Source organism: Povalibacter sp. (assembly GCF_036735925.1).
In the GTDB taxonomy this organism is placed as follows: domain Bacteria; phylum Pseudomonadota; class Gammaproteobacteria; order Steroidobacterales; family Steroidobacteraceae; genus Steroidobacter.
The window spans coordinates 19,151-32,168 of the sequence record NZ_DAINNK010000005.1; the positions used below are offsets into that span (position 1 = coordinate 19,151).

At 65.1% G+C, this 13,018-nt stretch carries 10 protein-coding genes; 6 read left to right on the forward strand and 4 right to left on the reverse strand.

The features are described from left to right. Positions 1-55 precede the first annotated feature (55 nt). Positions 56-2,197 (forward strand): TonB-dependent siderophore receptor, encoded by a 2,142-nt coding sequence (locus tag V7D81_RS03025; protein WP_324314388.1) that lies wholly within the window; start codon positions 56-58, stop codon positions 2,195-2,197. A gap of 7 nt (positions 2,198-2,204) precedes the next feature. Here V7D81_RS03025 and V7D81_RS03030 read toward each other — a convergent pair whose 3' ends face one another. Genes V7D81_RS03030 through V7D81_RS03045 form a run of 4 tightly spaced genes read right to left on the reverse strand, consistent with a single transcriptional unit; the run spans position 2,205 to position 6,136 of the window. After that, positions 2,205-3,584 carry a serine hydrolase gene (locus V7D81_RS03030; RefSeq protein WP_324314389.1) on the reverse strand — a complete coding sequence of 460 codons (1,380 nt, stop codon included), beginning with the start codon at positions 3,582-3,584 and terminating at the stop codon, positions 2,205-2,207. Next, complete coding sequence (locus V7D81_RS03035; protein WP_324314391.1) at positions 3,581-4,897, reverse strand: hypothetical protein; 1,317 nt, start codon at positions 4,895-4,897, stop codon at positions 3,581-3,583. Before V7D81_RS03035 ends, V7D81_RS03030 begins: the two co-directional genes overlap by 4 nt. Then, on the reverse strand, positions 4,894-5,763 hold the full coding sequence (locus tag V7D81_RS03040; protein ID WP_324314392.1) for an ABC transporter ATP-binding protein: 870 nt from the start codon (positions 5,761-5,763) through the stop codon (positions 4,894-4,896). The genes V7D81_RS03035 and V7D81_RS03040 overlap by 4 nt, the downstream gene beginning before the upstream one ends. After that, on the reverse strand, positions 5,729-6,136 hold the full coding sequence (locus V7D81_RS03045) for a GntR family transcriptional regulator (RefSeq protein WP_324314394.1): 408 nt from the start codon (positions 6,134-6,136) through the stop codon (positions 5,729-5,731). Before V7D81_RS03045 ends, V7D81_RS03040 begins: the two co-directional genes overlap by 35 nt. Positions 6,137-6,315: 179 nt before the next feature. Here V7D81_RS03045 and V7D81_RS03050 point away from each other — a divergent pair, with 179 nt between their 5' ends. The 5 genes from V7D81_RS03050 (at position 6,316) to V7D81_RS03070 (ending at position 12,777) form a co-directional block, all read left to right on the forward strand. Next, on the forward strand, positions 6,316-6,987 hold the full coding sequence (locus V7D81_RS03050; RefSeq protein ID WP_324314395.1) for a siderophore-interacting protein: 672 nt from the start codon (positions 6,316-6,318) through the stop codon (positions 6,985-6,987). Beyond that, on the forward strand, positions 6,987-7,637 hold the full coding sequence (locus tag V7D81_RS03055; protein ID WP_324314396.1) for an HAD hydrolase-like protein: 651 nt from the start codon (positions 6,987-6,989) through the stop codon (positions 7,635-7,637). The genes V7D81_RS03050 and V7D81_RS03055 overlap by 1 nt, the downstream gene beginning before the upstream one ends. Positions 7,638-7,891: 254 nt before the next feature. Beyond that, positions 7,892-9,088, forward strand: a complete 1,197-nt coding sequence (locus V7D81_RS03060; protein WP_324314397.1) for a tetratricopeptide repeat protein — start codon at positions 7,892-7,894, stop codon at positions 9,086-9,088. A gap of 132 nt (positions 9,089-9,220) precedes the next feature. Beyond that, positions 9,221-9,940: a DUF6250 domain-containing protein gene (locus V7D81_RS03065; RefSeq protein ID WP_324314398.1), complete on the forward strand. Its 720-nt coding sequence runs from the start codon at positions 9,221-9,223 to the stop codon at positions 9,938-9,940. Positions 9,941-10,347: 407 nt separating this feature from the next. Next, a complete protein-coding gene (locus V7D81_RS03070; protein ID WP_324314399.1) occupies positions 10,348-12,777 on the forward strand; it encodes a TonB-dependent receptor in 2,430 nt (809 codons plus the stop codon). The last annotated feature ends 241 nt before the right edge of the window (positions 12,778-13,018 follow it).

Here is a 13,018-nt window from a genome sequence, read left to right on the forward strand (position 1 = left end):
GTGAGAATACTTCTCATCTGTATTCGCACTGAAGCCGCTTTCCGAGGTAAAGACGATGCGTTCCAGAGTGAAAGGCGTTGCCGTAGTCATGGCAGCGGGGATGGGCTGTGTCGTACCGGTGTTCGTATCGACGGCCCTGGCCGCGGACGATGCGACGCTGGAAGCGGTGCTGGTCACGGCCAAGCGCGCCGACCGCGTCAGCAAGGGCGCCACCGGTCTCGATCTCGCGATCGAAGACACGCCGCAGTCGATCAGCGTCGTCACCGCGGAACAGATGGAGAAGTTCGGCACCGACAACATCAACGACGCGCTGCGTCTCGCGACCGGCATCAACGTCGAGGAATGGGAAACCAACCGCACCAACTACATGTCGCGCGGTTTCGATATCAAGAACACGCAGATCGACGGCATCGGCCTGCCCAACAACTGGGGCATCGTCACCGGCTCGATGGATTCGTTCGGCTACGACAAGATCGAAGTCATCCGCGGCGCCAATGGCCTGCTCACCGGCGTCGGCAATGCCGCCGGCACCATCAACTACGTGCGCAAGCGTCCGACCAACGACGTGCAGGGCTATCTCGGCGTGACGCTCGGTTCATGGGATACGAAGCGCATCGAAGCGGACTACTCGACGCCGTTCACCGAAAGCGGTTCGTGGGCAGGACGCGTCGTCGCGGCCGCGGAGGAAGGCGATTCCTGGCTGCGAGGCAAGAGCGACGAGCGCGCCTATGTTTATGGCGTGATCGACGGCCAGATCGGCGAGCGCGGCACGCTGACGCTCGGCTACTCGTACCAGGACGCGAACACCGACGGCAACATGTGGGGCGCCATCGTCCTCAACTACAAGGACGGCACGCAGGCCGAATTCCCGCGCAGTTCCTCGACCACGCAGGACTGGAGCTTCTGGGACACGGAGAACCAGACGGCCTTCGCCGAGTTCACGTACGCGCTGTCGGACTCGTGGGACGTCAGGCTCAGCTACAACTACCGTTCGTACGAAGACGACAGCAAGCTGTTCTACGTCTACACGGATTACTTCGACCGCGGACTGAATTCCGACGACACCGGCCTGCTCCCGTGGCCGGGCAGCTGGCCCACGGAGGATGAATCCAGTCTGGTCGACCTGACGGTGAACGGCGAATTCGACGCGTGGGGGCGCACGCACGAAGCGATCCTCGGCGTGAGCTATTCGCGCAGCCAGGGCACGCAGTTCTACCGTCCATTTCCGGATGACGATCCCTCCTGGTACGCGGACCTGGGCGCGTTCCCGTATGCGGGCAACGTCGTCCCCGAGCCGCAGTGGGAGTCGGCCATCGTCGACAGCACCATGAACCAGCGCCTGAAGCGCGCGTACGGCGCAACGCGCCTTGCGCTCACTGACCGCTTCACTGCCATCGCCGGTTTCAACTGGGCCGAGTATCACCGCGACGGCGAGAGCGGCGGCGCACGCTTCGATCAGACCGAAAGCGAACTCAGCCCGTATGCAGGCGTGACGTACCAGCTCACCGACAACCTGCTGGCCTACGCCAGCTACTCGGACATCTATCAGCCGCAGGACCAGGACGACGTCAACGGCAACTACATGGATCCGTCGAAGGGCGTGAACTATGAAATCGGCGTGAAGGCCGACTGGCTCGACAAGCGCCTGCTGACGACGCTCGCGCTGTTCACAGCCGAACAGGAAAACCTCGCCACCTACGCGGGCCAGGATCCCGAAACCGGCCAGTACTACTACGTGGGCCTGGATGTCGAATCGAAGGGCGTCGAACTCGAAGCGACCGGACGTCTCAACGACTACGTCGATGTCGTGTTCGGCTTCACGGCGCTCCAGCTCGAAGATCCGCAGGGCGCCGATACCTACACGTTCGTGCCGCGCCGCACCGCGAATCTCGCGATCAGCACCACCGTGCCGGGTCTGACGCAGCTCGAACTGGGACTGTTCGGTCGCTGGCAGAGCGACATCCGGACCATCGACACCACCAACGGCGGCGCCGAAGGCAGCATCAACACCGGCGTCGTCCGCCAGGACAGCTACGCAACGCTGAACTTCTTTGCCGGCTGGGACATCACGTCGCACGCCAGCCTGCGTTTCAACGCCAACAACCTCACCGACGAGAAATACATCTCCAGCCTGTACCAGGTCGGCTACTACGCGGCGCCGGCGAATTATTCGGTGACGTTCGGCTACCGGTTCTGACGCAGGACTATCGTTCGCGCGGCGCCTCGTAGTGCTCACCGCCGTAACGCACCGTCACCCGCTGTGTCTTGCCGTCGTGCAGGTCGTCGAACCAGACCTGCGCATCCAGACTGAGGGCGAAGAATTTCGTGGCCGCTTCAGGGTAGAGCCGCACCGGCGGCTGGTTTCCGAGTCTCGCCAGCAGCTCGTCGCCCTCGGCGCTGAACTCCAGCGTGATTCCCGGTGCCCATCGGTAGCGGCCGACGAAAGGTTCGACAGCGCGAGCATCGAGCCGGATGCGTCGGCCGTGCGTCGGGATGCGCGCGGGTTGACCGAACACGATGGCAGCCAGATTGCCGGCGACGTCTTCCACGTTGGTGTTGACCACGTTCGACAGCACGATGATCGTGACGCGGTCATCGGGGAAGCGGAACAGACCGGCAATGAATCCGGGCACGCGGCCGCCATGCATGACCTGTCGATGCCCGGCGGTGGCTTGCGAGATCGCGCGAACCCCCCACCCCAGGCCATAGTGTTCCCGGACCGGTGTCCACATGCGTTCGAGTACCTGCTGCGGCAGCAGGCGATCCGTGTAGAGGGCCTGGTCCCAGCGCAGCAGGTCTGCCACGGTGGAATACATCGCTCCTGCCGCGTAGGCGCGGGTGGGTTCGAAGTCCGGGGCGAGATCCGCGCCTCCCGCGTCATTCGCGACGTAGCCGCGCGCCAACGCCGGCCCGGATGTACCGATGCCGCTGGCCTGCATGTCCAGAGGATCGAGGATGTTCTCGCGCAGCACCTCGGCATACGGTTTGCGCGTGACCTGTTCGATGACGGCGCCGAGCGTGTTGTAGCCGGCATTGCTGTAGCGGAATTCAGCGCCGGGTTCGAAGTCGAGCGGCTGCTGACCGGATTCGCGAAGGAGTTGCCCGGGCGTCGCCTGTTCCTGCATCCGCTGCAGGTAGGTGTCGTCGACGCGATCTGCCGGCATGCCGGAAGTATGCGAGAGCAGGTGCGCGATCGTGATCGACCGCCAATGGGCGGGACAGTCCTGCAGGTAGTCGCAGACGGAAGCGCCGGTGTCCAGTTTTCCCTGCTCGGCGAGCTGCATGACGAGCGTCGCAGTGAAGGTCTTGGTGATCGAGCCGATCTGAAAGACGGTCTGCGCGTCGTTGAGGGTGCCGCGCTCGTGATCCGCCTGGCCATAACCGCGCTCGAAAAGAATTCGTCCGTCGCGTGCGATCAGCGCGGTTCCGCTGAAATAGCCCGCGGCGAGGCCGGAATCGAGATACGTGGCGGCGGCGCGTGCGACCTGGGTGTGGGCGCGGTAGGCGAGCCACGCGCCGGCACCGACGATCGAACAGCACAGGATGACGATCGCGCGTGCATGAGCAGGAAACCTGGACGTCATCGACGACAGATCGACCAGTCGAGCGCGGACCAGCGCCGGACCGCCAGTGCACGCAGCGCGAGGGTGGCCACGGCCAAGGCAGCTTCGATGCCTGCTATCGCTGCGAGCGGTGTCGATTCTTTGGCGGCCAGCAGCGCGATCGACATGGCAGCCAGCATGAGCGCGACCGCGGACACAGCGTCGCCGAACCTGATGCCGCGCGTCATGGCGAGCCCCAGGTACATCGTGGTGGTGCCGGACAGAAGAATGAGCGGAATCCCCGCGCCGAGGAATCTCGTCGGCAGATCGATGAACGTGCCGACAGCGACCATGAGCGCAATCAGCGCCGCGAGCTGATAACCGGTGTGCGTCCAGAACGCCTTTTCGACCCGGTCGAAGAGCGCGCGGCGATCCGCATCCGATCGCAGCCACAGGGTGCGGCTCAGCATCGCGGCGCGCCCGGCTCTGGCGCCGGCGATCACGCCGAAGATCGTGAGATAGAAGAGCCACGCCGCAGGTTCGCGGATGAAGAGCGCCGCGACCGCGATCGGCACACTCTGCGCCAGCGCGAATCGCCAGGGACGGTCCAGTTCCAGGATCAGATCGACTTCGCTCGCAACCCGCCCACCCTTGCTGGTCGTTGCCGTGATGCCGCCGAACCGGCGGGTGAGGCGGGCCGCGATGCGCGGCCACCAGAGCAGGTAGGCGACGATGAGAAACCACGTCGCGAGCAGCAGGCTCAGGGGCCAGGCCAGCGAAATCGTCGGATCGATGCGGACGAACCGGGGCGGAACGAACAGGACGGCAACGGGTATCAGCAGGCTCTTCAGCATGCCGGCGACGCCGCGCTCGTGGGTCGCGAACCACAGAACGATGTAGAGGCTGGTGCATTGCCACGCACAGACGACATACATCTGCCAGAAGAAGGTGGTCGTAAGGAACTGCGCGAGCGAATTGCCGTTGCCGTAGAAGGCCGCCTCCAGGGTTGCCTTTGGCGCCACGGTCATCAGCGCAATGACGCCGAGCAGCGGCAACGGGAAGGCGACGATCGCCGTGGTCAGCAGCGCACTCAGGAGAATGCGCGCCCGTCCCCAGGGCAGCAGGGCAGCCTGTTTGCTGCGGGCGAGGCGGCCCACCATCAATGGCATCAGCGCCGTGCCGAAGAACAGCGCCATCAGTCCCGCCACGGCGAGGCCCTGGACCGCGAACGGCTGCGCGATGAACAGCAGGTACAGAGCGCTCAGAACGAGTGTCGCGACACCGGCCAGGCTCAGCCAGCGCAGCCAGGGCACGGCGAAGAAGTAGCCGTACAGCAGTCGGAGGACGGGCTTCATCGATGCAGCGCCAGAAAGATGTCTTCCAGCGACAGCGGTTCGACCTCGATCGCCTCGCCGAACTGACTGCACAGCGCGGCATGGCGCGCTTCGCTCCAGTCGTCGACGACGGCGCTGAGGTGGCCGGCGGAGCGCGTCACGTGCAGCGCCCGGAAAGGCAGAGCCTCCGCTGCGCCGGCGTTGCGGATGCGGATACGGACCACGGATTCCTTCAGCGCATCGAGCCCGCCCTGCCAGCGCAGCGCGCCGTCCTGCACGATCCAGATCCTGCTGGCGAGACGTTCGACGTCGCTGACGATGTGCGAGGAGAACACCACGGCCCGATCGGCCTCGGCAGTCACTTCGACGATCTGTTCGAGAAAGCGGCGGCGCGCGATCGGATCGAGACTCGCGACCGGTTCGTCGAGCACCAGCAGATCCGGCCGATGACCCATGGCGAGCAGGATCGAGAGCTTCTGCCGCTGGCCGACCGACATCGACTGGATGCGTTCGTCGAGGTCGAGTTCCCATGCATTGCAGAGGCGCTCGATGAGCGGCGCATCCCAGTTCGGATAGAAGGCGGCCACGGTGGCGACCTGGTCGCGCGCGGTCAGCGGCGCGAGCAGTTCATCCTGCTGCGGAACGAAGCCGATGCGCACTTTCGACGCGGCGGACAGCGCAAAGCTCTCCTGGCCGAACACGCTGACGCGCCCGTGCGATGCCGGCGAGAATCCCAGCATGATTTCGAGCAGCGTGGTCTTGCCCGCGCCGTTCTTGCCGAGCACGCCGACGACGTCGCCGGGCTCGACCGTGAAGTCGAGATCGCGCAGCACGCATTTCGGACCGAAGGATTTACCGAGATCCCGTGCGACGACGTATGCCTGCATCGGCTGCCTCCCATTTTTCCCGCAATGCCTTGATCACTTCGGTCGGCGTGAGATCGAGCTGCCGTGCGGCGAGCACGAGCCGGTCGAGTTCGCTGTTCAGTGCGTTCAGCCGCTGCGACGGGCCTGCCTGCAGGCGCGGACGGCTGGCCACCGTCATCGGCCGTCCGCGATGACGTTCGAGCAGACCTTCCGCTTCCAGCAGGCTGTAGGCCTTGGAGATGGTCATGGGATTGACGGCGTGCTCGATCGCCAGGTCGCGCACCGAGGGCAGCGCGGCGCCGGCCGGCAGCTGGCCGCCCGCGATCATGCGCCGCACCTGCTCGCAGAGCTGGCGGTAGATCGGCACGCCGGAATGGGGGTTGAGCTGGAACATGGGGTGTATATGTGTATTACTGAGACTATACGCTTGGCGGCGAGGAGCGCAAGCGGGCAATCGCTTTCATCGCAATCGGGTCTTCGAGCGCGAGACGTCTGCCTTTGTTTTCGTGGACAATCGCGCCTCCCAAAGCCCATCCGCCTCCGTACCGGAGGTTGATCAGAACAAAGGCAGTCATGTCAGCCAAAGGCAAATTCGCTCGACTTCTCGGCAATGCATTGCTTCGACGCGGACGCGTCGTGGAGGTCGGCGACGTCGCGCCGGGCTTCCGGCGACTGGTGTTCGAGAGCGATACGCCAAAACCCGCGGCGGGCATGAAGGTGCAGGTCCTGCTGCCCGCTGATGACATGCGGACCTACACACCCGTCGCGCTGGAGCGCGGGATCGCCCTGCTTTGCCGGACACACGGCAGCGGACCGGCGGCGCGCTGGCTGTCGCAGATCAAGATCGGCGACGAACTGCGATTCATGGGGCCGCAGCGCTCGCTGTCACTCGATCCGGGTCCGGTCATCCTGGTCGGCGATGAGACGAGCATCGCGACCGCAGCCGCGTTCGGCATCGAGCGTCCGCAGCAGGTTCACGGCGTCTTTCTCGTGGCATCACCCGAGGCTGCACGTGAAGCGGCCAAGGCCGTTGGGCTGCAGTCGGCGGACTTCGTAGCGACAGACGACAGCACAGGCGCCGTGAACGCCATCGTCGCCAGGCTGGCGGAAATGCCTGGCGCCACGGTCGCGCTGACCGGTGGCTCACCTCTCGTGCTGGCCGTGCGCGACGCGCTTCGCGAGCGCGGGGTGCGCAACCTCAAGACCAAGACTTACTGGATTCCCGGTCGGGCGGGACTCGACTGATGAACATCCTGTTCGATCTGGACGGCACGCTGACGGATTCCCGGCCGGGGATCATCGCCTGCATCCAGCACGCACTCGACAGGGCGGGCGTACCCAGCCCGGCCGAAGCGGAACTGCAGAAGCTCATCGGTCCGCCGTTGCGCGATTCCTTTGCAGCGCTGCTGGCCTCCGAACGCGATGCGCCCTGCGTGAGCGCCGCCATCGAAGCCTATCGCGAGCGCTTCACGGCGATCGGCATGTTCGAGAACGCCGTGTACGAAGGCATTCCCGTCGCGCTCGACGAGCTTTCACGCAGCGGTGCGCGCCTGTATGTCGCGACGTCCAAACCGCGTGTGTATGCGCAGCGCATCCTCGATCACTTCGGCCTGTCGGGACGCTTCGCGGCAATCTTCGGCAGCGAGATCGACGGCCGGCTGGAAGACAAATCCGAACTGATCGCGCACGTGCTCGAACGAACGGGCATCGATGCCGCCGCCACGGTGATGATCGGCGACCGCGAGCACGACATGCTGGGCGCGACGCGCAACGGCGTGTTCCCGGCGGGCGTGCTGTGGGGCTACGGAACGGATGAGGAACTGCGCGGCGCGGGAGCGAAACGGTTGTTGAGTGCTCCCGGCGAGATTTCTCGTATCTCATTTCGCGACTTCTGAAGCGCATTCCCGGTCTTGCCCTTGCGGCGAATCGGACGCCTAATCTCCGCATGAATAGCGGAGAAAAGCCGTACATCTGGCAGGCTGACGACCGGCCTGCTGGAACTGGGCATATTGAGGAAGTCGCCGGGCGGCGGCCGCAGCACCGGCTACGAACTGGCGGATCAGTGACGGTCCTATCTTCGACGGCATTTCCAATTGGACGTTGCCGCGTCGCGGTTTAGCATCGGTCGCTATTTGAGGCGCATCCAGACGTGTCCACTCCAGAAGCCACGCTTGCCCAGGCCATTGCCGATCATCAGGCCGGTCGTCTGTCGGAAGCGATCGACGGATATCAGGCGGTCCTGAAACAGAATCCGGATCATCCCGACGCGCTGCACTTCTACGGCATGCTGCATTTCCAGCTCGGCCGCGGCATCGATGCGGTGCGCTTCATTGGCCGCTCGCTCGATCTGCTGCCGACCAATCCGCACGCGTGGAACAACCTCGGCAACATTCTCACCTTCCAGGACAAGTTCGCCGAAGCGCGCGAAGCGTGGCGGCGCGTGATCGCGCTCGCGCCGGACATGGCGGAGGCGTGGTTCAACCTCGGCGTCAGCCTGCGCGACTCGGGCGACTACGACGCTGCCGTGAAGCATCTGCAGATGGCGGCCCGGCAGCAGCCGACATTCGCGCGCGCCTACGAAAGCCTCGGACAGCTGTTCTATCGCCTGGGCGATTTCGCGCAGGCCGCGGCCGCGTATCGCGAATGGCTGGCGCTGGCGCCGGACAATCCGATGGCCCGTCACATGGTGGCGGCCACCTCGGGCATCGATGTGCCCGAGCGCGCCGACGGCGAATACGTCACGAAGCTCTTCGACCGGTACGCGCGGCACTTCGACGAGAACCTGCGCGAACTGGGCTATCGCGCGCCGGAACTGGTGACGGCGATGCTGTCGACGGTGATCGATCCGTCCGCGAAGCTCGACATCCTCGACGCCGGTTGCGGCACCGGTCTGTGCGGACCGCTGCTGCGGCCGCTGGCGAGCCGGCTCACCGGCGTCGATCTGTCGTCGAAGATGGTCGAACTCGCGCGCGAACGCGGCGGCTACGACGAACTGGCCGTCGGCGATCTGTGTGCGTTCATGAACTCGCACCCGAAGCAGTTCGACGCCGCCATCGCCGCGGACACGCTCGAATACTTCGGCAGTCTCAAGGACGTGTGCGAGACCGCGGCCGTCGCGCTGCGCCCGGGCGGACTGTTCCTGTTCACGGTCGAAGCGCTGCCCGACGATGCGGCGGAACCGTACAAGCTGGAAGTGCACGGACGTTACGTGCATCGGCCGAGCTACGTGAGCCAGTCGCTGCAGGAGGCGGGATTCGACGTGCTGCGGCTCGGCCTGGAAACGCTGCGCGTCGAACGCATGCAGGATGTGAAGGGGCTGGTGGCGCTGGCGCGGCTGGCTGGGTAATTGGAGTTGCCCCCACCCTAACCCTCCCCCGCTGCGCGGAGGAGGGGATCAGAACGAGCCTCGCTTGCCGGTCCCCTCCTCCGCGCAGCGGGGGAGGGTTAGGGTGGGGGCAACTCCGAAAAAGCACTCACCATGAAGAACGTCTGCCTCGCCACCCTCGCCCTGCTGATTTCTCACCCGCTCGCTGCCGCGACACCCGGGCCGCATCCCTCCGAGCGCTTCGGCACACTGCTGCACCAGGACGACTTCCGCGAAGGTCTCGGGCAATGGCACGTCGAGTCGGAGCGTCCCGGAAGGATCGTGGCGCAGATGGGCGTGCTCGAAATCGACGTGCCCGGTGGCGCGACGCTGTGGTTCAAGCCGCGGCTGCAAGGTCCCGTTGCGATCGAGTTCGAAGCGACCGCGGTGAAGGCCGGTGGACGCAACGATCGCGGCAGCGACCTGATCTGCTTCTGGATGGCGAGCGAAGGCGATGCGGAGACACCGGTGTTCGCGCGTCGCCGCACCGGACGTTCCAGCGAGTACGACGTGCTGCGCGCGTACTACGTGAATCTCGGCGCCGACCACAACACGCGCGCACGCTTCCTGCGCTACGCGGGCAATGCCACTCCCAAACCGCTCGCAGCCGAACATGAACTCGGCAACGCCGATGCATTGCTGCCCGCCAATCGCAGCCAGACCATCACCCTGATCGCGAGCGGTCGCCAGATCGAGTACTGGCGCAACTCGCAGCGGCTGTTCGAGTACGCCGATCCCGAGCCCTATCGTCAGGGATGGTTCGCGATCCGCACGGTGCAGAGTCATCTGAAGATCGCGCGCCTGCGGATCCATGCGCTGGAGCCGGCGCGGTAGGGAGAATCTCAGCCGACATTGCGGCGGAGATCCCGGCGGTGTCGTGAGCGCTCTGGCTTCTTCCTGTGGGGCCGGCTTTCCCGTGGGATTCCCTTCGGTCACAGCCGGCCTTCTTCCTGTAGGTCAGGCTTCAGCCTGACACCGGATAAAGAGGCCGGCTGAAGCCGGCCCCACAGGGAGGACGGCTTGCGCAAATCCGGACACCGCGCGCCCTCCGATCCATCGCACCCTCCGTCACGCGGTGATCGGCCCGTGACTTCCTCCGCGCCCTGCAGTCTTCATCCGGTCACAACCACCCTCTGAATTTCCTCCATCGAGTGACCCCACGGTCACATTGCTCTTCGCTGCCTGCAGATGCCAATCCGGCATTGGTGAGCAGATCGGTGCATCCGTAGTTTTCCGCGCCCATGACGACTCGTGTCGTCATCGTTCTTTATATGGGGAACTACGCCATGGATCGCACCGCTCTTTTCGATCGCCCTGTTCTCGTCACCGCGCTGCTGGCCGCGAGCTGCACGCTGCCGGCGCAGGCACAGAACGTCGCGCACGACAAACCGCTGGTCGAAGAAGTCATCGTCACGGCACGCAACCGTTCCGAGAAGGCGCAGGACGTGCCGATCCCGATCTCCGTCATCGGCGGCGATGCGCTCGATCGTGATCGCGTGCTGACGCTCGCCGATCTCACGCAGCGCGCACCCGGTCTCACGGCGACGACGCCCAATGCGCGCCGCACCGGCGTTTCGATCCGCGGCATCGGCAAGACCAGCGGCAACGACAACATGGAGCCGGCGGTCGGCGTCATCATCGACGACGTGTTCCTCGGTCACGTCGGCATGACCTACCAGGATTTCACAGACCTGGAGCGCGTCGAGATCCTGCGCGGTCCGCAGGGCACGCTGCTCGGCAAGAACACTTCGCTGGGCGCGATCAAGTACACCAGCCGCGCGCCGTCGTTCACCTCCGAGGGACGACTGGAAGTGGAGGGCGGCGTCGACCGGCCCGCCCTCAAGGCGCGCGGTTCCTACACGGACGCCATCGTCGATGACGTGCTCGCGTATCGCGCCTCGGCCTTCGTCGATCGCCAGCAGGGCGATCTCGACAATCTCAACGGCGGGCACTGGCACGAGCGCGACCGCTACGGCGGCCGGCTGCAATTGCTGCTGCAGCCATCGCAGGATCTGTCGGTGCGATTCAATGCCGACGGCGCCTTCGTCGACGAGAACAGCAACACCAAGCCGTTCATGGTCGATCCGGCCACGCTCAACGACGGCTCTGTTAGATCCACCACCTACAGTACGAGGCTGGCGCGCGACTACTTCGGTGGCTACGTGCCCATCATCGGTTCGTGGGATCAGGTCGATCTCGACATGGCGAAGCCGCTGGTGACGAAGAACTACGGCGGCTCCATCGTCGTCGACTGGGATGCCGGCGCATTCGAGCTGACCTCGATCAGCGCGGCGCGCTGGTTCCACTTCGATGCCAACAACGACCAGGAGCAGACGCATTTCCCGATCTCCCGCAGCGGCACGCTGGTCGACACGCGGCAGCTCTCGCAGGAATTCCGCATCGCCGGCAATGCGACCGAGCGCATCGACTACCAGACGGGTCTGTACCTGTTCACCATCGACACCGACACGACGGGCCGCAGCACCTACGGCCAGGATGCGGGCGCGTTCTTCGCCAGCGATTCGCAGTACCGCACGTTGAACACGGTGCAGGGACGGCCGCTGCTGCAGGCCGCGCTGCGCGATGTGTTCGTCGCGACCCGCCAGCGTCCGGTGTCCGACAGCGCCGCCGTCTTCGGCCAGGTGAACTGGCAGGCGACCGATCGCGCGCGTCTGACGCTCGGCCTGCGGCAGACGTGGGAACACAAGACCAACGATGTCGCGCGCACGTCTTCGCTGCTCGACGGTTCGCCGCTGGTATCGACCGGCAATGCCACGGCCGATGCAATTCGCGCCGCACAGGTCGGCACCGACTTCGGCGTGAACCGGGGCGAGACCATCGACGACAGCGCCATCGCCTGGCTGGTCAATCCGAGCTACCAGCTGTCGCCGGACGTGCTGCTGTATGTCTCGGCGAGCGCGGGAGAAAAGTCTGGCGCCGTGGCGTTCGACAACAGCGGCCGGCCCGCAAACGTCGCACCGGAGAAGTCGCTGAACTATGAACTCGGCATCAAGAGCTACCTGCTGGATCGTCGGGTCACGCTCAATGCCAACGCGTACTACACGAACGTCCGCGACTATCAGAACGTGACCAGCGAACCCGATCCCACCTCGCCGACGGGCTTCAGTTCGCGGCTCGGCAACGTTCCGGAGTTGCGCGCCGTGGGTGTCGAGTTCGACGCGCTGGTGCAGGTGACCGATGGCCTGCAGATCACGGCGGGCGGCGCCTATAACGACGCCGAATACACGGACTGGTCCACGGCCACCTGCCCGCGCTCGTATCCGTCGTCGGTGGCGGTGTGCAACAACACCGGCAAGCAGCTCGTCGGCGCGCCGCGCTGGACCGGCATCGTCGGTTTCGACTACGAGCTGCCGCTGACGCAAGCCATTTCGGCGCACTTCTTCGGCAATCATGTGTACCGCTCGAAGCACAATCTCGAACAGCTGCTGTCCGAGTACGGCGAGCAGTCCGGTTACTCGCTGACGGATCTCGGCGCGGGCGTGCTTTTCGACGGCGCCAATGCGGACTACGAGCTGAGCCTGGTCTCCAGCAATGTCTTCGATACCCGCTACACCACCAGCGTCAACGATTTCAGCAACAGCGCGCCGGTCGGTTACGACGGCATCGGGCCGCGGCGTTATGTGGGGGTCGTGCTGCGGGCGCAGTTCTGAGCAGGGCTCTTCTCCTGTGGGGCCGGCTTTCCCGTGGGATTCCCTTCGGTCACAGCCGGCCTTCTGAAGATGTCAGGCTGAAGCCTGACCTACAGGAAGAAGCCGGCCCCACAGGCGGCGGAGGAGGAGGCTTACTCCGCCGCCTGAGGAAAATTGCAGGCTTTTGTGCGCTGTGACTCGCACGAGGGCGCCGAACTTGGCAGGATCGGGACGGTCCGACTCCTGCCAGTGGCGTTCCGAG

Excerpts from the sequence above, each read along its gene's own strand:
- V7D81_RS03065 (WP_324314398.1), top strand. The coding sequence starts at position 9,221 with ATGAAGAACGTCTGCCTCGCCACCCTCGCCCTGCTGATTTCTCACCCG.
- V7D81_RS03050 (WP_324314395.1), top strand. The coding sequence starts at position 6,316 with ATGTCAGCCAAAGGCAAATTCGCTCGACTTCTCGGCAATGCATTGCTT.
- V7D81_RS03040 (WP_324314392.1), bottom strand. The coding sequence starts at position 5,763 with ATGCAGGCATACGTCGTCGCACGGGATCTCGGTAAATCCTTCGGTCCG.
- V7D81_RS03055 (WP_324314396.1), top strand. The coding sequence starts at position 6,987 with ATGAACATCCTGTTCGATCTGGACGGCACGCTGACGGATTCCCGGCCG.
- V7D81_RS03070 (WP_324314399.1), top strand. The coding sequence starts at position 10,348 with ATGACGACTCGTGTCGTCATCGTTCTTTATATGGGGAACTACGCCATG.
- V7D81_RS03030 (WP_324314389.1), bottom strand. The coding sequence starts at position 3,584 with ATGACGTCCAGGTTTCCTGCTCATGCACGCGCGATCGTCATCCTGTGC.
- V7D81_RS03025 (WP_324314388.1), top strand. The coding sequence starts at position 56 with ATGCGTTCCAGAGTGAAAGGCGTTGCCGTAGTCATGGCAGCGGGGATG.
- V7D81_RS03045 (WP_324314394.1), bottom strand. The coding sequence starts at position 6,136 with ATGTTCCAGCTCAACCCCCATTCCGGCGTGCCGATCTACCGCCAGCTC.
- V7D81_RS03035 (WP_324314391.1), bottom strand. The coding sequence starts at position 4,897 with ATGAAGCCCGTCCTCCGACTGCTGTACGGCTACTTCTTCGCCGTGCCC.